The sequence below is a fragment of the Exiguobacterium sp. SH1S21 genome, assembly GCF_004337175.1.
Classification (GTDB): Bacteria; Bacillota; Bacilli; order Exiguobacteriales; family Exiguobacteriaceae; genus Exiguobacterium; species Exiguobacterium aurantiacum_A.
Genome location: NZ_SJUY01000004.1, coordinates 97,738 through 120,932 on the forward strand (window position 1 = coordinate 97,738; position 23,195 = coordinate 120,932).

General features: G+C 50.1%; 29 protein-coding genes. 18 read left to right on the top strand and 11 right to left on the bottom strand.

What is annotated here, in order from left to right:
* The first annotated feature begins 73 nt into the window (after window positions 1-73).
* The 6 genes from EVJ24_RS07315 to EVJ24_RS07340 all read left to right on the top strand — a co-directional run bounded on the left by EVJ24_RS07315 (window position 74) and on the right by EVJ24_RS07340 (window position 5,303).
* A complete protein-coding gene (locus EVJ24_RS07315; RefSeq protein ID WP_131440599.1) occupies window positions 74-1,018 on the top strand; it encodes a carbohydrate kinase family protein in 945 nt (314 codons plus the stop codon).
* Window positions 1,015-2,445 carry a sucrose-specific PTS transporter subunit IIBC gene (locus EVJ24_RS07320; protein WP_131440601.1) on the top strand — a complete coding sequence of 477 codons (1,431 nt, stop codon included), beginning with the start codon at window positions 1,015-1,017 and terminating at the stop codon, window positions 2,443-2,445. Before EVJ24_RS07315 ends, EVJ24_RS07320 begins: the two co-directional genes overlap by 4 nt.
* 22 nt (window positions 2,446-2,467) lie before the next feature.
* Window positions 2,468-3,886, top strand: a complete 1,419-nt coding sequence (locus tag EVJ24_RS07325) for a glycoside hydrolase family 32 protein (RefSeq protein ID WP_131440603.1) — start codon at window positions 2,468-2,470, stop codon at window positions 3,884-3,886.
* 124 nt (window positions 3,887-4,010) lie between these two features.
* Window positions 4,011-4,304 carry a hypothetical protein gene (locus EVJ24_RS07330; protein ID WP_131440605.1) on the top strand — a complete coding sequence of 98 codons (294 nt, stop codon included), beginning with the start codon at window positions 4,011-4,013 and terminating at the stop codon, window positions 4,302-4,304.
* A 77-nt stretch (window positions 4,305-4,381) separates the two neighbouring features.
* Window positions 4,382-4,804 carry a hypothetical protein gene (locus EVJ24_RS07335; RefSeq protein ID WP_131440607.1) on the top strand — a complete coding sequence of 141 codons (423 nt, stop codon included), beginning with the start codon at window positions 4,382-4,384 and terminating at the stop codon, window positions 4,802-4,804.
* A gap of 82 nt (window positions 4,805-4,886) precedes the next feature.
* Window positions 4,887-5,303 (top strand): hypothetical protein, encoded by a 417-nt coding sequence (locus EVJ24_RS07340; RefSeq protein ID WP_236637592.1) that lies wholly within the window; start codon window positions 4,887-4,889, stop codon window positions 5,301-5,303.
* Window positions 5,304-5,328: 25 nt separating this feature from the next.
* On the opposite strand, the gene EVJ24_RS07345 is transcribed toward EVJ24_RS07340, so the two are convergent.
* Window positions 5,329-6,174 carry an alpha/beta fold hydrolase gene (locus EVJ24_RS07345; RefSeq protein ID WP_131440609.1) on the bottom strand — a complete coding sequence of 282 codons (846 nt, stop codon included), beginning with the start codon at window positions 6,172-6,174 and terminating at the stop codon, window positions 5,329-5,331.
* 116 nt (window positions 6,175-6,290) lie between these two features.
* Between EVJ24_RS07345 and EVJ24_RS07350 the strand changes: the two genes are divergently transcribed.
* The 3 genes from EVJ24_RS07350 to EVJ24_RS07360 all read left to right on the top strand — a co-directional run bounded on the left by EVJ24_RS07350 (window position 6,291) and on the right by EVJ24_RS07360 (window position 9,135).
* Window positions 6,291-7,286 (top strand): helix-turn-helix transcriptional regulator, encoded by a 996-nt coding sequence (locus EVJ24_RS07350; RefSeq protein ID WP_016509555.1) that lies wholly within the window; start codon window positions 6,291-6,293, stop codon window positions 7,284-7,286.
* Window positions 7,287-7,507: 221 nt separating this feature from the next.
* Window positions 7,508-8,368: a metal-dependent hydrolase gene (locus EVJ24_RS07355; RefSeq protein ID WP_131440611.1), complete on the top strand. Its 861-nt coding sequence runs from the start codon at window positions 7,508-7,510 to the stop codon at window positions 8,366-8,368.
* Window positions 8,369-8,376: 8 nt separating this feature from the next.
* Entirely contained in the window at window positions 8,377-9,135 is a 759-nt protein-coding gene (locus EVJ24_RS07360) for a DUF817 domain-containing protein (RefSeq protein ID WP_131440613.1), read from the top strand.
* A gap of 37 nt (window positions 9,136-9,172) precedes the next feature.
* On the opposite strand, the gene EVJ24_RS07365 is transcribed toward EVJ24_RS07360, so the two are convergent.
* On the bottom strand, window positions 9,173-9,580 hold the full coding sequence (locus EVJ24_RS07365) for a hypothetical protein (protein WP_131443820.1): 408 nt from the start codon (window positions 9,578-9,580) through the stop codon (window positions 9,173-9,175).
* Window positions 9,581-9,879: 299 nt separating this feature from the next.
* On the opposite strand from EVJ24_RS07365, the gene EVJ24_RS07370 reads away from it, so the two are divergent.
* The 3 genes from EVJ24_RS07370 to EVJ24_RS07380 all read left to right on the top strand — a co-directional run bounded on the left by EVJ24_RS07370 (window position 9,880) and on the right by EVJ24_RS07380 (window position 12,595).
* Complete coding sequence (locus EVJ24_RS07370) at window positions 9,880-10,293, top strand: hypothetical protein (protein WP_131440617.1); 414 nt, start codon at window positions 9,880-9,882, stop codon at window positions 10,291-10,293.
* 383 nt (window positions 10,294-10,676) lie between these two features.
* The gene (locus EVJ24_RS07375) at window positions 10,677-11,537 is read left to right on the top strand and encodes an ABC transporter permease subunit (RefSeq protein WP_199749329.1); all 861 of its coding nucleotides are present in this window, start codon (window positions 10,677-10,679) and stop codon (window positions 11,535-11,537) included.
* Window positions 11,537-12,595 (top strand): ABC transporter permease, encoded by a 1,059-nt coding sequence (locus EVJ24_RS07380; protein WP_131440619.1) that lies wholly within the window; start codon window positions 11,537-11,539, stop codon window positions 12,593-12,595. The genes EVJ24_RS07375 and EVJ24_RS07380 overlap by 1 nt, the downstream gene beginning before the upstream one ends.
* 36 nt (window positions 12,596-12,631) lie before the next feature.
* Here the strand turns inward: EVJ24_RS07380 and EVJ24_RS07385 are convergent, their stop codons facing one another.
* From EVJ24_RS07385 to EVJ24_RS07395, 3 genes are all read right to left on the bottom strand, one after another.
* Window positions 12,632-13,075, bottom strand: a complete 444-nt coding sequence (locus EVJ24_RS07385; RefSeq protein WP_131440621.1) for a hypothetical protein — start codon at window positions 13,073-13,075, stop codon at window positions 12,632-12,634.
* Between the two features lie 2 nt (window positions 13,076-13,077).
* Window positions 13,078-13,494 carry an NAD(+)--rifampin ADP-ribosyltransferase gene (gene arr / locus EVJ24_RS07390; RefSeq protein WP_131440623.1) on the bottom strand — a complete coding sequence of 139 codons (417 nt, stop codon included), beginning with the start codon at window positions 13,492-13,494 and terminating at the stop codon, window positions 13,078-13,080.
* Window positions 13,495-13,624: 130 nt separating this feature from the next.
* Window positions 13,625-13,993 carry a GNAT family N-acetyltransferase gene (locus EVJ24_RS07395; protein WP_131440625.1) on the bottom strand — a complete coding sequence of 123 codons (369 nt, stop codon included), beginning with the start codon at window positions 13,991-13,993 and terminating at the stop codon, window positions 13,625-13,627.
* Between the two features lie 180 nt (window positions 13,994-14,173).
* Between EVJ24_RS07395 and EVJ24_RS07400 the strand changes: the two genes are divergently transcribed.
* Window positions 14,174-14,701, top strand: coding sequence for a short-chain dehydrogenase (locus EVJ24_RS07400; RefSeq protein WP_131440627.1), 528 nt, complete (start codon window positions 14,174-14,176; stop codon window positions 14,699-14,701).
* Window positions 14,702-14,761: 60 nt separating this feature from the next.
* Window positions 14,762-15,424 (top strand): hypothetical protein, encoded by a 663-nt coding sequence (locus EVJ24_RS07405; protein WP_131440629.1) that lies wholly within the window; start codon window positions 14,762-14,764, stop codon window positions 15,422-15,424.
* 67 nt (window positions 15,425-15,491) lie between these two features.
* Here the strand turns inward: EVJ24_RS07405 and EVJ24_RS07410 are convergent, their stop codons facing one another.
* Window positions 15,492-16,340 (bottom strand): GGDEF domain-containing protein, encoded by an 849-nt coding sequence (locus EVJ24_RS07410; protein WP_158625522.1) that lies wholly within the window; start codon window positions 16,338-16,340, stop codon window positions 15,492-15,494.
* A gap of 151 nt (window positions 16,341-16,491) precedes the next feature.
* Here EVJ24_RS07410 and EVJ24_RS07415 point away from each other — a divergent pair, with 151 nt between their 5' ends.
* Window positions 16,492-17,400, top strand: coding sequence for an alpha/beta fold hydrolase (locus EVJ24_RS07415; protein WP_131440633.1), 909 nt, complete (start codon window positions 16,492-16,494; stop codon window positions 17,398-17,400).
* A 127-nt stretch (window positions 17,401-17,527) separates the two neighbouring features.
* Here EVJ24_RS07415 and EVJ24_RS07420 read toward each other — a convergent pair whose 3' ends face one another.
* The 5 genes from EVJ24_RS07420 to EVJ24_RS07440 all read right to left on the bottom strand — a co-directional run bounded on the left by EVJ24_RS07420 (window position 17,528) and on the right by EVJ24_RS07440 (window position 21,010).
* Window positions 17,528-18,751: an MFS transporter gene (locus EVJ24_RS07420; protein WP_131440635.1), complete on the bottom strand. Its 1,224-nt coding sequence runs from the start codon at window positions 18,749-18,751 to the stop codon at window positions 17,528-17,530.
* A 114-nt stretch (window positions 18,752-18,865) separates the two neighbouring features.
* Window positions 18,866-19,339, bottom strand: a complete 474-nt coding sequence (locus EVJ24_RS07425) for a hypothetical protein (RefSeq protein ID WP_233589670.1) — start codon at window positions 19,337-19,339, stop codon at window positions 18,866-18,868.
* A gap of 53 nt (window positions 19,340-19,392) precedes the next feature.
* Window positions 19,393-19,809: a group-specific protein gene (locus EVJ24_RS07430; protein WP_131440639.1), complete on the bottom strand. Its 417-nt coding sequence runs from the start codon at window positions 19,807-19,809 to the stop codon at window positions 19,393-19,395.
* A 285-nt stretch (window positions 19,810-20,094) separates the two neighbouring features.
* Window positions 20,095-20,541, bottom strand: a complete 447-nt coding sequence (locus tag EVJ24_RS07435; protein WP_131440641.1) for a hypothetical protein — start codon at window positions 20,539-20,541, stop codon at window positions 20,095-20,097.
* A 13-nt stretch (window positions 20,542-20,554) separates the two neighbouring features.
* On the bottom strand, window positions 20,555-21,010 hold the full coding sequence (locus EVJ24_RS07440) for a helix-turn-helix transcriptional regulator (RefSeq protein ID WP_131440644.1): 456 nt from the start codon (window positions 21,008-21,010) through the stop codon (window positions 20,555-20,557).
* A gap of 271 nt (window positions 21,011-21,281) precedes the next feature.
* Between EVJ24_RS07440 and EVJ24_RS07445 the strand changes: the two genes are divergently transcribed.
* The 3 genes from EVJ24_RS07445 (at window position 21,282) to EVJ24_RS07455 (ending at window position 23,112) form a co-directional block, all read left to right on the top strand.
* A complete protein-coding gene (locus tag EVJ24_RS07445) occupies window positions 21,282-21,569 on the top strand; it encodes a hypothetical protein (protein WP_131440646.1) in 288 nt (95 codons plus the stop codon).
* The gene (locus EVJ24_RS07450) at window positions 21,547-22,299 is read left to right on the top strand and encodes a hypothetical protein (protein WP_131440648.1); all 753 of its coding nucleotides are present in this window, start codon (window positions 21,547-21,549) and stop codon (window positions 22,297-22,299) included. Before EVJ24_RS07445 ends, EVJ24_RS07450 begins: the two co-directional genes overlap by 23 nt.
* 84 nt (window positions 22,300-22,383) lie before the next feature.
* Window positions 22,384-23,112 (top strand): DUF2750 domain-containing protein, encoded by a 729-nt coding sequence (locus EVJ24_RS07455; protein WP_158625520.1) that lies wholly within the window; start codon window positions 22,384-22,386, stop codon window positions 23,110-23,112.
* The last annotated feature ends 83 nt before the right edge of the window (window positions 23,113-23,195 follow it).

The window sequence follows — 23,195 nt, forward strand, 5'->3', positions numbered from 1 at the left end:
CATTTTTTATTCGCTTTTGGAACCGGTTCGATAAATGATACGAAGCAATACATTCAAACATGGAGGTGGACGGATGAACACCGTACATTGCATTGGTGAACTATTGATTGATTGGGTTTGTGAAGACGCGTCGAGCGATCTCGTCAATGGGACGACGTTCGTGAAAAAAGCAGGTGGCGCACCGGCGAACGTGGCCGCCGTCGTCAGTAAACATGGGGGACGCTCAAGTTTTCTCGGACAGGTCGGAGCCGACCCGTTCGGACAATTTTTAAAACAGACGCTCGTCGACAACGGCGTCGGCGTCGAGAATTTGGTCGAGGCAGGGGATACGACGTTTGCCTTCGTCTCGATTCAAGCGGACGGGGAGCGCGACTTCACGTTCCGTCGTGGGAGTGACGGCGACTATGCGTTCGAAGCGATCGACTTGACCGCGTTCAAGCCAGGTGACATCGTTCATTTTGGTTCAGCGACGGCACTGCTCGACGGTGAGTTGAAGAATGCTTATTTCAAACTGTTACAGTTCGCCAAGCGTGACGGCCTGTTCGTCTCGTTCGATCCGAACTACCGGGACGCGCTCGTCACAGACATCGACGCATTTAAACAAGACTCGCTCCACTTTATCGCGGAAGCTGATTTTGTGAAGTTGAGCGAAGAAGAAGCGCAACTTTTGACCGGGCATGACGATTTAAATCAAGCGGTCGCGTCACTTCTCGAAACGGGCGCGTCACGGATTGCCATCACGCTCGGCTCGCGCGGGACGTTGATCGCCACGAAAGACGGCAACAACGTGATTTCGTCGGTGAAAATTGACAGCGTCGATTCGACGGGAGCGGGTGACGCCTTCGTCGGTGCCTACTTGTATCGCTTAGCGACACTCGGGGTCGATGACGCTCGTTTACTAAAGGATATCGAATATGCGAACGTGACCGGCGCGCTTACGTGCACCGCTTACGGCGCGATTCCGGCCATACCATCACAACAACGTGTGCTTGAAGCACTAGGAGGGAAACCAGTATGAACTACAGACAAGAAGCAGAAGCGATTTTAGAGGCGGTCGGCGGGAAAGACAACGTCGCCGCTGCGGCCCACTGTGCGACCCGGCTCCGCCTCGTCCTAAACGACGAATCGAAAGTCGACGAGAAGAAACTCGACGCACTTGACGTCGTCAAAGGGACGTTCTCAACGGGCGGGCAGTATCAGGTCATCATCGGCCAAGGTACAGTCAACAAAGTGTACGCCGAATTCGCCGAATTGACAGGTCTCGGTGACATGTCGACGACTGACGTCAAGTCGGCCGGGGCGAAGAAAGGTAACCCGCTCCAACAGTTCGTGAAGATGCTATCTGATATTTTCGTACCGATCATCCCGGCCATCGTCGCCGGTGGTCTCTTGATGGGGATCAACAACTTGCTCACAGCACCTGATTTGTTCTTCGAAGGCAGCTCGCTGATCGACCAGTACCCTGGTATCGCCGATCTTGCCGCGATGATCAACACGTTCGCCAACGCCGCCTTCGTCTTCCTACCCGTCCTGATCGGGTTCTCCGCCGCCAAGCGGTTTGGGGGTAATCCATACCTCGGCGCCGCGCTCGGGATGATCATGGTCCACCCGGATCTCGTCAACGCCTACGCACAAGCGACGGTCGGTGACATTCCGGTTTGGAACATTCTCGGCTTTGAGATTGAGAAGCTTGGTTACCAAGGACAAGTGTTACCGGTCCTCGTATCCGCCTATATCTTATCGAAACTTGAAATCAACATCCGTAAGTTTATGCCGGCTTCACTCGACATCTTGCTCACACCGCTCCTCTCGCTCCTCATCACGGCGTTCGTCACGTTCGCCTTCGTCGGACCGATCACGCGTGAAGCAGGTAACTTGATCATCGATTCGCTCGTTTGGACGTATGATTCGCTCGGATTCTTCGGTGGTCTCGTCATGGGTCTCTTGTACGCCCCAATCGTCATCACAGGGATGCACCACAGCTTCATCGCCATCGAGACGCAACTTCTCGCAGACATCGCGCGCACAGGTGGTTCGTTCATCTTCCCGATCGCGGCCATGTCAAACGTCGCCCAAGGTGCGGCTACGCTTGCCGTCTTCTTCTTGACACGCGATAAGAAGATGAAAGGTGTCGCTTCGGCATCTGGTATCTCGGCACTACTCGGTATCACTGAGCCCGCCATGTTCGGGGTCAACTTGAAACTACGCTATCCGTTCATCGCGGCCATCATCGGCTCAGGGATCGCCTCGGCGTTCATCGTCGGTCGTGAAGTCCTCGCTGTCGCCCTCGGCGCGGCAGGTCTTCCAGGGATCATCTCGATTGCACCGGGATCAATTGTCTCGTATATCATCGGTATGGCCATCGCCTTCGCGGTCGCCTTCGGATTGACGTTCGTCCTTGCGAAACGCCAAACGAAAAAAGAAGAAGTTAAACAAGCAGCATAAGAAAGAAAAAGGAAGTGATTGTATGAGTTGGACGAAGGCAGAGCGTTACCGCTCGTTAAGTGACGTGAGTGCCCTCGAAATGGAGACGCTCCGTGCGAAGACGGCGGCTTCCCCGTGGCGGTTCGGATACCACATCCAACCGCCGACGGGCCTCCTGAACGATCCGAACGGATTCACGTATTACAACGGGGAATATCACATGTTTTATCAATGGTTCCCGCTCGGACCGGTACACGGTCTGAAGCATTGGTACCATGTCACATCACCCGATCTCGTCACGTGGACGGACTGCGGGGTGGCGTTAGTCCCGGAGACGACCGAAGACTCACACGGTGCCTATTCGGGCAGCGGCTTCGTGAAGGACGGTGAACTCCACGTCATGTACACCGGCAATCACCGGACGGACGACTGGACGCGTCACGCCTCGCAAATCATCGGCGTGCTACGAGACGGCAAGATCGAACGCCGGAACGTCGCCATCCCGGACATACCGGCCGGGTACACGGAACATTTCCGAGACCCGAAAGTGTGGCTCGAGAACGATGTCTATTACGCCATCGTCGGAGCGCAGCGTGATAATGAGACGGGCTGTGTCGTCTTGTATCGTTCAGCTGATTTGAACGACTGGACGTTCCTCGGCGAAGTCAAAACGGGTCTCGACCCGTTCGGCTACATGTGGGAATGCCCGGACGTGTTCGAACTGAACGGTCAACACGTCCTCGTCTTTTCGCCGCAAGGCATCGAGCCGGAAGGTCACCGTTACCACAACATCTATCAGTCTGGATTCTTGATCGGCAAACTCGACGTCGAAACGTTGACGTTCACGCACGGAACGTTCGAAGAACTCGATTTCGGCTTCGACTTCTACGCACCGCAGACGACCGAACATGAGGGACGTCGCGTGCTCGTCGGTTGGATGGGCTTACCGGAGATCGACTACCCGACGGACCGCTACGGCTGGGCCCACGCCTTGACGTTGCCGCGTGAACTCTCGCTCGAGGACGGATTGCTTAAACAGCGTCCGGTGCAAGCGATGACGAAGCTACGCCAAGACGAATTCGTCAACACATCCGGTACGGTGATTGAAACTTCGACACCGGACCGTTACGAGCTCGAGCTGAAAACGGACGGATCTGACTTCACGCTCGACCTGCTTCAAGTCGGGAATGAGTCACTCGTCATTCGTTATGATGCAGCGACGCATGAACTGACGATCGACCGGACGAACGCCGGTGAGCCGTTCGCGACCGAGTTCGGGACGACCCGGACGAAAACGATCGCCGTCGAATCACTTCACGTGTTCGTCGACTCGTCGAGTCTCGAATGCTTCGTCAATGACGGCGAGGCCGTCGCCACGCTCCGCGTGTTCCCGAGCGAGCTTGAAAAACAGTTGCGTTATGAAGGAGCGACTGCGAGCCTGACCGGTTGGACGTATCAATAAGGAAAAGCTGGGCTTCGGCCCGGCTTTTTTGTTGTCCTAAAAATCCGACTGTTTCATTCCTTGCGTGTGTTATTCTGGGAATAGGAAATAACTTACATATCAAACAACAGGAGACGATAGGACAATGTGGATCATATTTGGATTACTTGCGATTGCGGCGACGCTGTTCAACTTGTATACGTTCAGTGTCGGGAGAGACTACAAGCTGCCGATGGCGATTGCTTTATCGCTAACCGCATTGACGGTGTGCGCGGATTATAGCTATTTATCTGTCTGGGTCGAAGCGGAGGATTGGAGTGCGTTGGCGGATGTCGTACCTGGCATGGGGCGAGCGTGGTGGGTGCTGACGAGCATTTCGATTCTGCTGAACATGTTGCCAATCTTTTTAGAACGAAGCATGAAGAAACGAAGATTATAATTCCGAAATGCAAGTGAAACCAAGCGCTCACTTTTTGCGTATGAAAGGATAATCATAAACTTGGGAGTGATGTAATTGTGGACCGACTGTTTGATTTTATGAAAGAAGTAAGGCGGATCACGTTGCCATATGGATATGGCAGAGAACGACTCAAGGCGATTGACGCTGAAGAGATGGATCAGGTAAAAATCGCTGAGTCCTCAGGGCGGACGCGATTCAGTGAACAATTTTTAGTCGAGTTGAATCGATTAAATGACATTAAAGTGTTCGCGGACATGCTTCGAAATGCTGATGAGTTTACGGGCGAAACGATGCACAATGAACCGGATTTTGATCTCGAAATCCGTTACAAGGGCGATGACGTGGAACGCTATCAACTTTGGCTCGGAAGAAGGGGGACTCTGAGTGTGTTGATGAATGTCGCCCACACACACCTCGTCTACAGAGTACCGGCGGACGTCACGGACCGCTTGATTCTTACGCTCGGTGTTGACGACTGAGGAAGTTAATTGTGTTCATCCATGAAACCTAGCATACGCGTCTCTCGTATAGATACAAGACAACATGTGGAGGTGAGACTAGATGAAACGCCGGGATAAATGGATGACAGGTATAGCGGCCTTGACCGTCGGCTTGATGGGAGGATGCGAGACGAGCGAGCTCGTCGCGGAAGACATCGTGCAAGTCCGTATCGCTGAATCGGTCGACTTTGGTCGGTTCCAAGAGCAGGCCGTCCTCACGTACGACAGGCTTGAAGACGTCAAGGTGTTCGCGGACATGCTTCGAAATGCTGACGAACAACCAGGAATCGTGAATATGGCGACACCCGAATATGATGTGGAAGTTCGATTTAAGAGTGACGAGACGGATCGCTATTACGTCTGGATTGGGGAATCCGGTAAACCGACTAGCCTGATGAACGTGAATGATACGAACACGGTGTACCTCGTCCCGGCTGACGTGACGGACGAGTTGATTGAACTGCTTGAGACGGATTGAAAAAAGACACCTGACTAAAGGTGTCTCACGAGTTGAAGCGGATGAAGCGTTCGATCTGCTGTTCGCTCTTTCGGGCGTGGCGGCCGATCCAAATCAAGTGGCCGGGACTGTTCAAGATGGTGAGCTGGGCGTGCGGGATAAGCCGCTTCGCGTAATGTGCATGACGGACGGGGACGGCCTTGTCGTTTTTCGAGTGAACGATGTAAGTGGGGCACTTCACCCCGAGCAACGCCTCGGCGGCAACACGTTGCCTAAGATCGAACTGGGCACCGAGCCCGAACGCCATCTGGCTCGCGACCCGCTTCAATAAGAAGATATCGTACGGCGTCACTTCGTCCCGGATGACGTCGAGCGCGAGCAGACTCGTCGATTCGATCATCCGTGCTGTCGCCTCGAACGGTTGCTTTTGAATCGCTTTAAAGACGAAGTACTTCATCGCATATTGTGCCAGGATGAACGCGGGCTGAGCGACGTTTCGGCTGACGTAGTCGCGATACGGGAAGTCGACCGCGCTCGTCACGGCGGCGGCGAGCGTCAAACTCGACGCCCGCTCATTGTCAGAAGCGAGCTCGATCGCCGTCGGTCCACCTGCCGAGATGCCGTAGATGTGATAGCGATCGATGGCCATGATTTCCATCAAGCGCTGTAAGTGTCCTGCGAACTGTTGGGGCGTGGCCGAAAATGAGTACGGAGTCTCACCGTATCCAGGTCGCGATGGGACAATGACCCGGAAGCCGGACAAGACGAGACGGTCCACATGGTACGGTTCTAGACTCGACGATTGGGTCCCATGAATCAAGATGACGACCGGACCATGACCGCGGTCCATATATTCGATTTTCGTGCCGTTGACATGGGCATAGTGTTTCACAGCGGCGTGCGCCTCCTTAAATGAATTGTAATGGAAAATAACTTTATTTCATGGAAATTACATGATAATGTCTGTTTATACATCATACATATAGAGAACTGAAAGGGGATTAAACCGTGAACAACCGAGAACGGTTACTCGAGGTGAGACGGTTTTTCGAACGCCACACAGATGACAATCATCCAAAGACGTTAGAAGACTTGCTCGAATACTTATCGACAATTGGAGATACTTCTAAGTTAGCAAAAAAATCGGTGAAAGACGACATTCAAGCATTGACCGATTCGGGGTTCGAGGTGCAGGATGAGCTTGAAAAGAACGGTCTCGCCAAAAAATACTGGCATTCGGCCCGTCTATTTGAAATTCACGAGCTTCGCATGATGGTCGATGCGATCGTCGCGGCCAAGTTCATCTCGGAAGATGTGACGGAAAGTATCGTCGAGAAGCTCCAGAAGCTGACGAGCATCCCGGAAGCAGAGACGCTCCAATCGATCATCAAGACACCGAAGAAAAAGCATGGACAGATCCCGTACCATATCGACCGCATCCAACGGGCGATCCAAGAACAGAAGGCGATCTCGTTCCAATACACGGACGTCGTCGGCTTTGACGTCACGAAACGCACGTTCCCGCTCCGCCGTGACGGCGAGCGCTACGTCGTCAACCCGATCGACCTGCACTGGAACCATGAGCAGTACTATTTGATCGGCATCGACGAATCGATCGGGGAGATTCGCAACTATCGTGTCGATCGCATCGTCAATTCACAGATCGTCGAAGACGACACGCCGCGCCTGAAGCATCATCTGGCAGACGATTACTTCCAAAAGTCGTTCAACATGTATAACGGGCTCGATGAGGAGATCATTCTTGCCGTCGATGAGCGGGTGCTCCCGGTCATCTTCGACAAGCTCGGGGAAGACGTGTCGATCACACGTGAAGAGGAACGATTCCTCATCCGCTTCGACGCGGCCGTATCAGACGGTTTCGTCTTCTGGCTCCTGTCGCTCGGCACGCAAGTCGAGGTGCTCGAACCGGTCACGCTGCGCGACCATATGCGTGAAACGATTGAGTCGATGGCAGGCCGCTACGCCAAGGCGAGCATCCACTAAAACGATTAATTTGAAACTGTGATATACTGCTTGCGACACTTGTAGAAGGGGGACAGGCGGATGTTGAATTGGATGCCTTTAATCATTCCGATTGTCGCTGTCATTTTTGTCGCCGTCGTCGCAAGACGCGCCATGAAAATGGACCAAGAGAAATAAAGCACGGACGGACATCCGCCTCGCGATGAGGGGGATGTCTTTTCGAAACAGAAAGAAGGTGTTGCATGGATACGATCACACATACGTTGTTCGGCTTGACGCTGTACGGGGCGGCCGATAAGCGTGAACTTCAAAAAAACGAAAAGCGGGCGCTGTTCGTGACAACACTCGTCGGGAGTCAAATTCCGGACAGTGACGTCATCTCGCGGTTATGGGACACGGAAGGGATGTATCAGATGTGGCACCGCGGCATCACCCACTCGATTTTCCTCGTGCCGCTGTTCGCGTTACTGATTTACATACTCGTCCGCGTACTGTTCAACGTGACCGATGTCCGCTATTTCTGGTGGGCGCTCTTATCCGTGTTCATCCACAATACGGCCGATTTGTTCAACGCCTGGGGGACCGGTTATTTCGAACCGTTGTCCGACGTCCGGGTCACGTTCGGCGTCATCCCGATCGTCGATTTCGTCTATTGGGGGATTTTCCTCGTCGCTTGGCTGATCGCGCGTCGGGCGGACGTCCGGCATACGGTGTATCGCTACGCTTGGGCAGCCATCGTTGTCCACGTCTTGATTCAAAGTGCGCAGGGTGCGTACTTGTATCAGACGTACGCCGCCGAGCATGAAGAAGTGGCACTATCGGCCTCGTTCATCCCGACCCAGTTCACGGTCGTTACGAAAACGGACGAAAGCGTCTCGATCTTCAGTGACTCGATCTACCAGACACCTGAGCTCGAATACGAGCTGACGAGCGCGGACGATGCGGACTTGACGCCGCTGTTTGATGAGAATAAAGAAGCGATCACGCTCAAACAGTGGTCCCCGTTCGTTGTCGTCGTCGAAGAGGATGAACGTCTTGGTCTATACGATCCGCGTTTCTTTGACGGTGAGTCGTCATTCCTCTATGAATACATCGAATTGTAGGTGACATCATGCGACGGCTACGTTATTTGTTCATCTTCGGTTACGAACAGGCGCTCAGTTGCATCTTCCCGGTTGCGATCTTCGGCGCGCTCGCGCTGACGAAATGGCTCGACTTTCCGCTGCCACGTTATGACGTGCTGCTCATTTGGTGTCTGCTCGTCCAAGTCGTGCTCGTCAAGACAGGGCTCGAGACGATGGAAGAACTGAAAGTCATCAGTTGGTTCCACGTCATCGGTCTCGGCCTTGAACTGTTCAAAGTACAGATGGGGTCGTGGAGCTATCCCGACGAGGCGCTGACGAAACTTTTTGGTGTCCCGCTTTACGCCGGCTTCATGTATGCGAGTGTCGGCAGTTACGTCGTCCAGTCGTGGCGCCGGCTCGACCTCGAGTTTTTGAAGATGCCCCCACCGCTGATCGCTTTCGGGCTGGGCATTGCCATCTACTTCAACTTCTTTTGGCACCACATTTGGCTCGATTTGCGCTGGCTGTTGATCGGACTCGTCTTTCTCGCGTTCGGTCGGGCCATCGTCACGTATCGGCTTGACGACCGCCGTTTCACGATGCCGGTCGTCGTCGCTTTCTTTTTGATCGCCTGCTTCATCTGGTTCGCCGAGAATATCGTCACGTTCTATAACGGTTGGGCGTATCCGAATCAGTTGAGCGGCTGGGCACTCGTCGACCTCGGCAAGTTGTCATCGTGGTTCTTGCTCGTCATTATCAGCATCTTGCTCGTGGCGTGGCAGAAGCGGCGTCAAGGTCTCTCGTGAAAAACGTGTGCAACCGGAATCGGTCACACACGTTTTTTTAGGTCGTTGGTTGTTTGGAGCGGGCAATCATATGGACGATGAATATATAAAGCGGGAACGTCAATACGAGCGCGATGATGACGAGTCCGATGGCGGGACTTGGCCAGGCTGCTTCGCTAGGAGCAGGGATGACACGCGTCCAGCCGTATGTGAACAGCGCCAAATAAGGGAGCCATGAAACGTACAGGGATAGGTTCCATGTTGAAGGTGCAAGTCGCCTGATGCGTTTGACGATGACCTGTGTGAACAAGACGAGTGAAGCAAGACCGATAGTAGCGATGACAAGCATATAAACATTATCCATTATCAAATAGAGCCGTCCACTGTTGGCGAGGAGTTGGATGTTCAAAAATAGTAGGACCGCTAGCAAGATGGAGATTGTTTGTAATTTAAGAAAATGGGTCATAACAGTCTCCTTGGAAATGAAGAATTGATGAAACATTATTCAGAAGAGCTCGTATAGTATGGAAGAAGTGATTAGGTTGGCATAATTAACTGCGTTTTGGTTTGTTGGATTCATGTGTGTGCTCTCGATGTTTATTATGCATCCTAGTGGCGGAGCGAGCGCAAACTGATGAAATTGTTGGGAGCCATGTTTAGTATTCTCTTTACCATCATGTGTTTCCTGCTTGCCATTCCGGATACACATAGTCGATATATATTCAAATGTTTTCTCCTACACACTGAAGAATAGGTAGTGATGGCATGATTGATTTTATTGGTTTTTGGTGCATCGCGCTCGCACTCATTGGTGCGACATTGATGTATTATGTCCAGTGGCGAAAGGAACGGAAAGTTGCAAAGCTGTTTGCGTCCATAGGATCGATGCTATTAGTGGTTCTCGTGTTACTCATGATAGTCCCTGATACGTATGACCGGGCGAGCGGTCGGTATAAAACGGAGACGGGGTCGTGTTATGTCGTTGATAACGGGGCGAGAGCCCGTGATGTCGACGTCTATATGAATGACATACCGTATGAGACGCGCGTCCGGCCCGATATACCGTACGGTCCGGGAAATGAATTTGATTGCAGTGTTACGTTGACGCAACAATTGAATACGCTCGTCGATTATGAGTTACGGTCTGAGGACGGTAACGTTCTGTTTTCGACATACTGAAGTATTCCTTTCAAATGGGAATACTTTTTTTAAAGGATAATATGTAGTAGGCTGCTTTATTTTGTGAAATGCCTATAAGTCCCAGCACTGCTATTGGTTACGATTAGATGTTACTCCGTCTTAAATGCATAATTTTCGGAATATTGTTTTTATTTCTATATGGATTGTGATAGAATCATAACAGTGTATATGGATATTTTTTACTTTCGTATCAATGATATGCTTTATTTTGGTTTGGCTTCTTTATTTCCGATAAAGATTTTTCGACTAGATGTTCCTTTCATAAAGAACACAACGGTTAGAAAATCCCATGGCTCATTGCTTATTTGCGAGACCAACGACCTCATCAAAAATCGATTTATTTTTAGAAAGGGGAAGACATGATGAATTTGATTGCTCAAAAATCGGCTCAGTTTTTCATCACACTGTTTGTGTTGATTGCGATCAGTGCCTTGCCGTCACTCGTCGTGCAGCTCGAGTTCGTGCCATCGAGTTACTGGAACGGGCTGCAACAACAATTTAGTCAGTTGGCGAAACTTGATGAGATTACATACTTCAACGTAACCGCGCAACGAGAATTACCGTTATTGCCTGCACTCGGTCCGCTCATGAAAGAGACGGTCATCATCTTTATGACGTCGCTTGTCGTTTCGGTCGGGTTCGCTCTTCTGTACGCTTATTTCTTTTATCGAAGCGGGAAGCGCGTGCGCACGGTGCTCCAACATACGAGCCAGACGCTCGAAATGATCCCGGATTTATTTTGGCTCATCTTCTCGCAATTCCTCGCCATCACGATTTACAAGAAGACGGGGTTTGATCGGATTGAAGTCGCAGGCGGGTTTGCCGAATACATACGCTTTTTGCCGATTGTGACGTTGACGCTCACCATCCTGTTCTTCTTCCTCAAATGGTTGACGAAACACATCCTTGAGGAGGAAGCGACGCTGTTTCTCGAGCTGGCGCGGGCCAAAGGCGTCCGACCGGCCGCCCTGTTCTGGAGACACTTGCTCCCGAATTTGGTGTATCGCTTCTATCTCTTTTTCCGCTCGAACTTGATCACGGTATTATCAAGTCTTTTAATCATCGAATATTTATTTAACGTACAAGGGATTTTCCGTTTCGTCGTCTATAATCCTGTCATGCCGATCCTACTTGTCATCTTGTTGGTCGTCTATATCCCAATCTTTATATTGGATTTACTGGCGGAATGGCTCATCCCGAACGCTTGGAAAGGAGGGATTTGATGCGTCGTACACTCCTACGTGACCCAATTTTTATGATCGGTTTTATAATTTTTGTAAGTCTGCTGTTACTCAGTATCGGGAATACCGTGTTCCGTGATGGGCAAGTCGATCAATTCCTGAACCGTTACTCTGACGAGGGCCGCTTGATCGGTATCCCACCACTCGAACCATCTAAAGATCAATGGCTCGGAACCGACCGGGCCGGGAATGACTTGTTCCAAATGATGATTGAGGGCTTTAAGTGGACGGTCGGTATTTGTGCGACGGTCGCGCTCGGACGGATGGCGCTCGGCCTATTGGTCGGGATCCCACTCGCATTTCGCGGGGCACGTCTGAACCGAATCTTCAAAATGGTGTTAGATGGATTCTTGATTCTGCCAATCTCGTTGTTGGCCATGATGATGTTATTCCCGTCCTTTTTCTTCGCAGACTCGACGATGGTGCCGCCGTTATTAGACCGCGTAACGCTACAGTTGACGGTCTTCGTGGTGCTAGGATTGCCTGCCGTCACGCTCTATTTGACTACAGAGGTACGGCAATTACTTAAACAAGAGTTTATGATCGTCGCCGAGACGTTAGGCGGCAGTGTCTGGCATCGGACAAGGCGGCACTTGTGGCCGCACCTCGTCCCGACGTTGGTCATCGTCTTCATGCAGCAATTTGTGCAAACACTGATGTTGCTCATTCATTTATCTTTATTCGGGGTCTTTTTCGGAGGAACCGTCTTCCTGTTTGAAGGGGTCCGACCGACGCTGTTTGAGTGGTCGTCGATGTTCGGTTTTTATTTCACGCAGTTTACGGCGACGACATGGATGACGAACCATATGTTTCTCGTTCCAGCGATTGGACTGTCCCTGCTCGTTTTCGTCAGTAACTTGTTAACGAGCCGGCTCGAGCGGGCGTTCCGGTTACGGCGTCAAGAAGTAGTCTTCACCGAGGAGACGATGTCTGAAGCTGAGGCGGCAGCGGCAACGCTTGAGGGCCCGTTCACACTCATGCATGCGAATACATCGTTTCAACAGATGAATCAAAAGAAAGCGGATGGCATCAGTAAGTGATGTCATCCGTTTTTTGCTTTTAAAATGATATAGTTTTCATTTCCCAGGCTGTGATTTTACTTGCTCCATCCATTCATCAAGTGTGTCATAGTCGATTTCTCCTGATTTCGCCGTGTGAAAGAAACCGTGGTACCTGAGCGTGTTCTCGCTATTGATGATGAATTCATCGAGCTCGTCCCCGTCCTCATCGTACAATGTGACACGGTACGAGTACCCCATATAGCCGAAGCTAGGTTTTCCTTTTTGAAACGTGATGTCACTCAGATTACGCATGATGGAGTCGATATCACGCTGCTCGCTTAATGAGACCTCATAGCCGCTCTGACCGTCAAATACATGGATACGGGACACTTCCGACGGGGATGTCGTGATGACCCGCTGCGGGATATACGTCGTCGCGTACAGCAACCCGAGCACGAGACAAGCGATTGCAAGGCGTTGGCGTTTCGTGTGTGGTTTCTTAAAAGGATTTTCCCACATGCTCAATCGTCAATCACATCTTCTCCAGTTTGCCGCAGTTTCTCAAGCGAGACGAGCATGTGCGCAATCATGTCGTCAGGATGTCGCTCCCAAGCACCGAGTTCGGCCACGACTTTGAGCGGGGCGCTCGAGCGGTACGACCGGGTTGGATTGCCGGGGAAGCGTTTGTCCGTCAAATTGGGGTCGTTCTCGAAGTCACCGGTCGGTTCGACGAGATAAACGCGCTCACGGGCATCTCCGCTCGCCAGTTCCGCTCCCCATTTGGCGGCATCGAGCGTCGCCGTGAAATAGATATAGTTCGATTGCTTGTCTTGATAGTTCGAGTTGCGTCGAGGTTCCAGCAACTCTCCAATCTTCAGTTCGGCTTTCGTGCCGTGAAAGAACGGGCCAGGATCGAGTGGTTTCGTTTCATTCGTCATGAGGCATCTCTCCTTTGGTCATGTATCCAAAGTATAGTGGCTGAAATTAGGAGAAGGTAGTCTGTTTTTGGTTTAAAAATCACGATATAATGAAGCTAGGAAGAGAGGCTCGCTCTTCCTTTTTCCATCTCTACAATTGTTTTCGGAACGAATAACTGGTGATGGTGTAGCCCATCTTTTCGGTATAAAATCGGTGCGCCTCGGTCCGGGCGAGCCCAGACTCGAGCGCGACACACGTCGCTCCCTGATCACGGGCATACTCGTTGACGAAATGGAGCAACCTCTCGCCGTATCCGTTTGAACGATGCGTAGCACTCGTGACTAGATCATAAATGAAGACGTGTTTCCCGAGATACAGGTTGACGCGAAGCTCGATGCCAGCCAGCGAGACGATGGTGTCGTCGGCGTATAGCGCATACAGCTCATAGCCTTGCGTTTGCATCGCGGCGACGAGTTCGCGATAGGTGTCTAGCGTCAATTCGGTGCGAAGCTCTTTCATGACAACGAACGATTGGTCGAGTGCGAACGGCGTCTCAATTGGTTTGATCGAATAGATGGTAGATTGAATTGGAATCAGTCCTCCTTGACTTGAGGTGAGTGCTATCGTTCAGTTCGCTTTTATAATCCACTATTCCTGTTCGAACGTGGAATACGAAATGAATCGAGAGGAGGGGAAACAATGAAGCATGCGTTGGTGATTGGCGGGAGTGGAATGCTGGCTGGAACGGTCCGTTGGTTGGAAGAGGTTGGGTATCACGTGTCCATCATCGGACGTGATGCCGAGAAAATGAGACGATTGACCGAGCAATCGCCCGACCGACTGTCTGCTATATTGGTCGATTATCAGGACAGTTTGCGTCTGCAAGAAGCGCTACAACGTTCGATTGCGGTCCACGGGGACATTGACCTGGTCGTTGCCTGGATTCATTCGGACGCGGCTGACGCGTTGCCGAGTGTGTTGTCAGCACTACGCGGGGGCACGGACGTATTCCATGTTCTCGGTAGCCGCGCCAATTCTAACGTCGTAAGGAGCGGGTTGGTGCTGTCTGAAGGCGTCCGCTATCGCCAAGTGCAACTCGGTCATCAAGTCGTGAATGGGGAGCGACGCTGGTTGACGCATGAAGAGATTGCCGGAGGCGTGGTCGAGGCGATTCAGCAGAATAAGTCACATCACGTCGTTGGAATCGTAAATGAACAAAATGAGTGACTCGTCATGCCATATTAGTTTGAGGATGACACTAATCCATACATATAGAGGTGCAGCAATATGAAAATTTTAATCGGCCAACCAAAGCTGGAACAACATCTAGAGCAATTCATCCACGACATCGAGATGAACCCGTCCGTCGATCTCATCCTTTATCCGGAAGGGTATTGTAAACTTACGCATCTCGATACAGTCAGCGAGCTAGCCAATCGTTTTAAGACGGCTGTCGTGATGGGGTATCGCGATGCGCAACAGAAAGACCGGGCACTCATTATGAATACTCGAGGCGACATCATGTTAGATCGCGCTAAAACGCCCGAAACGATGGCGCTGTTCACCCCGTTCACCGTACAAGACGATGACCTTCGATACGGCTACTTGCTTTGTCGTGAAATCTTCATGGGACTCAACGGGCTAAAGGACGACTCGTCGTTACAGATCATCTTCAATCCGATCGGTGTCGGGATGTTTAGTGAAGATCAATATCTAGACTGGTCACAAGAAGCGAAAAAGATTGCCATTCAACAGCAAGCGATTATTTTAGGGACAAGTCATGCGGACGGTTCCTATCGAAACTGTGGTCACTCGATTCCGATCGCTTTCTTCTTTGATGAGACGGGCGAGCCAATTTTGCTCTCGAAAGATGATACCCGCACTCGGATTGTCGATACGGTGCAAAAAACAGTTGAAGTACTTGATTCACCTATCAAAACGACTTATTGAGCGAGATTTCATTCAGTTAAAAAGACCTTGAATGACCACTTGTACCAAGTGATGCTGATTCAAGGTCTCATCGTACGTCCGGGCCAGTTGCTGATGCTTTAGAGAGGATTTGCTCGACGACCGCATTGCAATTTTCTCGACTCACTTCATAAAACGTGTCCTCATACGTCAATCCAACGTGTTCGCCGCTCTGCAATTCATATTGTTCGAGCAGTGGGCGGATGCGATCATGGACGACTTGTGCAGATTCAGGTGATGTATACGGGAAAATGATAGCGAACGTATCGTGTGCGATCCGATATTTTTGATCGGTACGTCTTGTCGCCATGTGGAGTTCGTCACTGAAGTAATTCAAAAACCATTCATATTCGGTCCGTCCATAACGTTCCTCGAAATGCGTGAACTCGTGCAGCTGGATAAACGAGACCGCGAAGGAACCACCGTGGCGGATGAGACGGTCTCGTTCTGAGTTGACGTCCATCCGAAACCGTTCGGCGTTGTCGAGCCACGTCTCGGGATCGACGGCAATCAGTTGCCGGGACCGTTCTTCTAGCTCGTGTCGTGACAACTGGACCTTCTTCACGAGTTGATGAATGAGGCCGGACACGATAGACATGGTGAGGAGGAGAGCTGTATAGCTAAGCCCTTTCCAGTTGAAAAACTGAACTTCTCCTTCTTGATAGATAGGAGCGAACCACAAGAAGTAGACAAACAAGAATGCCAGCAAGGCGACAGAAAACGTCAATCCTGCCCGCATCCCAAAGGCGAGAGAGGCCATGACGATGATTGGTAAGATGACTAATCCGATGACTCCGACGTCACTCATCAAGAGTAGAGACACGTATAGGATGGTGCCGATGATTAGGCAAGATATGAGCCCGAATAGTTTAATTGATTCTTGAGTCCATTGATTCATGATCATTCCTCTTTCTGAGTTCGTGTTGTCCCATGTTTACGGAAATTCCTCGTTCATCTAGTAATAGTATAGACTAAACTATTGATTATAGACTAAGCAACAGAATTGGTCTCTGAATTTATCCCAATACTTTTTAAAAGCGAGGTGACTGATGAAGCGATTCGTAAACGTGTTCGGGAAGAAACTTGAAGTGATGACAAAAGGTGAGCACGGGTTTCCGATTGTCATCTTAACTGGGATGGGGTGCGCATTTGACGAATGGCACGAGGTCTCGGAAAAATTGAGTAAGGCGAACCGAGTGATTCTATATCATCGACCAGGAATCGGAAGAAGTGAGCCGAGCGAAGGCAAACGTAACACGGAAGCAACCGTACGAGAACTAAGGGAACTTTTGGACGTCTTACAAATTACTGAGCCCCTCGTTTTATTGGGACATTCATATGGCGGATTGTGTGCGCAGCATTTCGCAAAACGTTATCCAAATGATGTGGCTGCACTTATTCTCATCGATTCCACATCACATGACCTGGACAGACTCGACACGTTAGATTTACCTGTCATGAACGATTTATCTTCAGACGAAGATTGGCTGAAACAATGCCAGGATTATGCGGAACGAACCGAAACCGAATTGATACAGCCAACGCTAGCACCGAACCAATCAAAGTTGCCAGTGGACGTCCAAGCCGAATTAAAGGGGTTTGTCTGTCGACCAAACTTGTATAAAGTGATGCTGGCCGAAGTCGAGAGTTGGTATGACGATGCCCGTCTGATCAAACGATTAGGTAACCTGTCAACCACACCTCTTTACGTGATTGGGCGCGACGCTGACTTCGAGGTAGACAGAGGGAAGGCGGACGGTCTGCCTGAATCCGAGTTACGACTTTTAGAAGGAACTTGGGGTCAACTCATTCGCGAACAGACGACTCTCTCTGCGGACAGCCGACTCGTGATTGCAGAGCAGGCGTCACACGCAATCCATTTAGATCGTCCAGACGTCATCATTTCGGTCGTGGAGGAATGCTTGTCTCGTTTGAAACCGAGTAGACAGTTTGAATAAGGACTTATTCAGTATAATTTTAGATTCATATAAAAACCGGGTGATCGAGAAACAACTATCGATCACCCGGTTTTTCTATTCTAAATGTAAACGAAGTACGATTCTTGCAAACCCGTTTCATAAAATATCACGACACATTTTTTTCATCTATGTTCATTACATACAGCGCACGTTTAGACCGTTCCCGGACAACGCGAATGGTGATGAAGCCGACGAGTAAGAATGCGAGCGAGAAGGCGATATACGTCGAACGAATCCCGACATATTCAGCGAGTAGCCCGATGCCGAACGTCAACCCGATAATCAAGATTGATTCCGCTACATTGATCACCCCGGAGAAACGGCCCATCAGGTCGGTCGGGACGTTGTTTTGATAAAACGTCAAGAAGCCAGTGTTCCCGAACGACAGAGCGAACGTCAATATGAAGAAACCGATTGCGGCGACGGTGAACGATTCTGAGAAGGCGAATATGAGATAGCCGACGGGTGTCATGATGGCACCGAAACTGATTAAGAACGGTAACGTCATCCGAGCACTGAACGTCGCATTGATGATAGAGCCGGCGATAATCCCTGCTCCGGCGACACTGACGAGAAAGCCGTATCGACTCTCGGAGAAGTCGAGCACTTGCGTCGCGAACGACGCCTCGAGCGAGTCGAGCCCAGACATGAAGATCGTCATGACGCAGAACAGACTGTAGACGAGCGTGACGTAACGCCGCGTCGACGCAAAGCGGACGACTGCTTTCCAGTCCTCGATAATCATGTGCAAGCTGAACACCTCGACTTCATCTTTCGGGGTGAACAACGTCGGCAGGAGGGACAAGATACCGACAGAAATGAGGAGTGCTGCTGCATTCAACTGAATGGCGAGCGTCGGTGTGCCGATCATGAACAGGATTCCGGCGATGGCCGGTCCTAAAATGAAGCCTGCCGACTGGACGAAGTTTTTCAAAGCGTTGAACCGTTGGCGGTCGCCGCTCGACACGAGCTTCGTCATATAGACGAGCGAAGCCGATTCAAAGATTGAGTTCGCAACGTTCAACGCGAAGACGAGCACATAGATGATTGCGAGCGAGTCGATGAAGGCGAGGCTGAAGACGACTGCTGCGCGGAGTGCGTCAAGCATTATCATCAAGCGTCGCGTGTCGGCACGGTCAATGACCGTACCTGACCAAAAGTTCGCGCAAAGGGCCGCGAGCGGGACGAGGATGTATAAAACAGACACGGCGAACGGTGACTGCGTCATGTCAAGGACGATCAAATTGAGGGCGATGAAATACACCCAAGCGCCCAAATTCGAGATGCCGACGCCGGTCAGTAAGAGTATCGTATGTTTCCAAGTGTGCATACAGATCGTCCCCGTTCAAATAAGATTTTGAACAGTATGTCACAAAAATGATTGTCATGCTAGAAAAATCAAATATTTTCTTTTTATTGGTTTACGATTTTCGGTTTAGAAGTATTATTTTGTGGCGTTGAGTAATTCGATTTTTAATACACTCGTCATTCCCGATCGATCTTTCATCAGGATGACTGAGATTAAATCCTCTTCAGACAAGTCAGAAAGTTGGATGATTTTATCCTGTCGATAGATGCTCACCTGTTCTTCCACAATCTCATATCGAAGCGTGCCTTGATCAGTTGCGTCATCGAACGACATCTTTTGGACTTCAATAGCATCGTCTTCAACTTCTCGTACTTCTGCATAAAATGTTTCAATGTCAGACGGTGAAAGGACCCAGATATCTTGTTCATACGCTTTGTAGGCGTCGGTGTATCCTGCAACATAACTGATCAAGACGCTCACGACTATAGTGACGATGAATAAGACAACCGCAAGTTTATCAGGCGGTGCGATGGCGGCACCTTGGCCTGGATTTGATTGTACAGTGTTAGTTCGACGTCGTTTGTACACTGTGAAATAAATCGTGGCCATGGTTATGATATAAAGCAGAATGATAAATCCTACGACCAAATAAATTGGGAAAATCATAGAGAATCCTGCTTTACGTATACCGTTGCGTAATGGGCGGCGATATGTGAAGGGATGGCCTCGAGCGGCCCTGTCAATTGAGTGACAGAGGATAGATGATAAAACGTACTCGTCATCTCGAAGTCGTTGAACCCATTCGCTCCATCATGGATGAACAGTGGTACGTCCGCGCCGAGGGCGATCCCGAGTTCGACGTGGCTGCTCTTCCCGGCCGGCAGCAAGATGACGACAAAATCAGATGTACGAATCGCTTCGAATTCTTTAGCGCCGATGTCTCGCAAGTCCTCGATTGTCGCTGCTCGTTCATTCATGGTCCAATCGTATGTATGGGTGTGGCCTTGTTCGATGAAATGGTCCCGCAATTGCCGGACGTGATTGATGTTATAAAAACCGGACCCGATGTAAAACTTCATAAGTGGCCTCCTAAATCGTGTTCATGTTGTATGCGACGACTCGCCATAATAGAAATAGAAACGCGAGAGCATAGGTTGTGAGCAAGCCGATCCCGAAAGTAATGCCTTGTCGTCGCGTCCACTTTCGACTGTGGCATATGTGAAAGCTGAAACCGGTGGCCGAAATGATGAGCAAGGTGGCTGTACCGCCTATCCAGACGAATCCAGCATGCGTCCAGTTCGGAGCGAGTAGAAAGTAGGGAATGGCAATCAGCAGGCTTGAAGATCCGATGAGTTGCGCTCTTGTCATAGCCGTTCACGTGAAGCCGTCATTGCGACCTCGTGGATGATGAGTAACAGAATCGCGATGAAGAAAGTGATCAATGAGACGTATTCCGCTCCGACGTTCAAAAAGAAGTTGAGGCCGAACAACGGGGACACGAATAGAATGTAGAGCGGGTATTGGATTGAAAATAAAGCGTCCAAAAGAAGGATGTCACGCATATACGTCTCGAAGCTGTTCAATGTGAAAACGGTGACACTCGCGAACAGGAGTGCCGTGATAAACAGCTTGGAAACCTGATTTCGTAATAAACAAGTTCCTAGTAGACAGAAAAGGAGCGCGACTGAGGCTGCGGCATGCAGGGGACGAATCGTTGCGTCGGGGAAGGTGGCCGATGGGATAATGTTCACTATTAACGCGATGACATAAACGACTGACAACGTCACGATGCATCTTTTATTAGTTTTCACGATTTGACTCCTTTCATACGTCTTGCGCTAGTTTGGCCAACAGGAGTGTGGCTTCTTCTACGTCGAACGAGCTGTGCCACCGGACGTTTTGACGATCTAAAATCCGGTAATGCCCGCTAATCAGGTTTTGTTGCAACACATAATCTCCTTCTGTTGCGGTTTGCTTCCACCATACACGACCACCGAGTGTCTTTGACTTCGGTTCGTACGAGACGTCTTTGGCGATCAGTCTGACGAACTCGACTGGGTCGTCCCCGATTTCGCTCAAAAGAATCTCGCTATCATTAAACAGGGCGCACAATGTGACGATCGTGCTCCAGTTGGCGATGGTCCGCTCTTTTTCGATTTGAATGAGCGTCTTTTTGGATAAGCCTAAGATGTCAGCCATCTCTTCTTGAGAATATTGTCGTTCCAGACGAACCGTTTTTACTTGTTTCGATACGAGTTGGATGAAATCCGATTTGTTCATCGAGCACCTCTTTGCTTGAAAGCATTAACCCTTTTCTAGGTGTTTTATTTACAATTAGTTACAAGTGTAATTTTACACTAAGCATGAACAGTGTCAATGCGATTTCTCATTTTATGTATATAATTCGGAATCATCCTTGCTATAAAATAGATGAAGTTGGAAAGGGGAATGAGTATGACGAAAGAACAGTTGATTGAGTTGTTACCCGTTTCAGAGACGGAAGTTCAGCTCGTGGATGTAGTGGGAATCACTTTAATTTGGAGGGAATCACGTGGAGCTACGTTTGCCTAAGCGAATAAATCCGTTTTTCTGGTCGATGTTTCCGTTTGTTTTTGGGCTGGTCGGTTATTATCAAATTTTTATCAGTTGGGAGATTCCACAGTTTGGTTTTCGTGAGCTTGAAGACGTCTGGCGATTGGCTTTCATCCTATTCACGAGTTCCTGTGAGTCTGCCTGGATCATTGTCATTTTATGGATTGGGATTCAGTTGCTGAAAAAATGGTTTAAGTCAGCCAAACAAAAAGGAGTGAAACGCGATGACGATGAGCGGATCACATAACCGGTTACTTGATGCCGACTTGTGGAGCGGGACACTCATCACGCTGCATCAAGCAGACGACGCTACCATCGTGACGTGGCGAGGCGAAGAAATCAAACTCGCACTCGCATTGACAGATCCGTTCATTCGCGTGATGGATGAAACCACATTTGTGCTTGTCGACTTCACACGCGATGACTTGCGACCAAACGCCTGGGTCGTTCGAGCGGACGGTTCCATCGAGACAAGTTTTCACGCCGGTACGTTTATCGCGTCCATCGTCGTCGATGAGTCGGGTATTTGGGTCGGCTATGGAGATGAAGGAATCTTTGGCGAGGGGATATCGACCGAGGCGCTCGTCTGTTTCTCAAGAAGCGGAGACGTCTTGTTTCGCTATAACCACGACACGCGTAAAGCCCCGATTATCGTCGACTGTGAGTTGATGATCGCGACTGCCTCTGGCGTTTGGCTTTGTCCGTCCATTTGGTATGACTTGATTCATCTTCATCGTGACGGTCGACTCGTCACATACCGGACGCCGAAGATGCTACATGACAGCGAGGCGATGACGATTGAGGGTGAGACCGCGTATTTCGTGAAAGAAGGCGTACTGTATCGCTGGGCGTTCGGTCTGCGGAAGAAGGCGGTCGCATGTGGACAGCTTTCAGGAAAACTACGAGGCGTCCACGATAGCGAAGGTGCCGGTTTCCTTCAAATCGACGGAACGGATGTAACGTTTCTTCGTGTTTGAAGCGTTAAAATACCAAAGCAAACCACGAAAAACGCATTCCCTCTTTTCGCCAAAAAAAGTATACTCATGTTATTGAATGACGAAATGAGTAATGCAATGCGAATCGAAACAAATCTTCCAGAATTTACGTTAGAAACAATCGAAGCGGTCGAAAAAGAGCTCGGGAGTCGTTTTCCGAACGAACTTCGGGAGGCGTGGCGACATGATAGTAAATTCGAGGTCGGAGAGTGGTTCTTTTACCCGATTAAAGACGAACGCTTCTTCAACAAAACGTGGGACGATACCATCCGTGCGAACAGGGACGAGCGCGGTTTGCCTGAACACTTTATAACGGTCGCTACGAACGGGAGCGGGGACGAGCTCGGCTTTTTGACTTCAGACGTCGAGACGATTTATGTCTGGTGGCACGAGACGGATGAACTCGAACGAGTGGCTGATTCAATCGAGGTGTTCGTCGAGGTGACTCGATTGGAGTCGGACGTGATTGAGACGTTCTGTGAACGTGTCAATGAAAGCGAGACGGTGTTCGGGTTGTCGGCAGAAGCGAATGACGGTTGGGCATATGCGCCCTCGGTCATTGAGGAGACAGACGTATTGCTGTTCTTTTCGACTCGTGAACGTGCACTTTCTTGCAGAGTAGAGGAATGGGACAACTATCATGTGATTGAGTTACCGCTCGATTTATTCATTGCGGCTTGGTTGCCGAATATGTCAGAGGACGGGTTGTTATGCGGGTTGGACTGGCCTAGTGACTTGAAAGGGATGGAATATGATCCCGAGACCGTCCTAGAAGCCATCGAAGAAGCAGAATAATTTTATTTCACATACCTCAATTGTATTCATTTTTTTAAAGAAGAACGCATAAAATGATGAACTGTTTCAAACAGAAGCGCAAG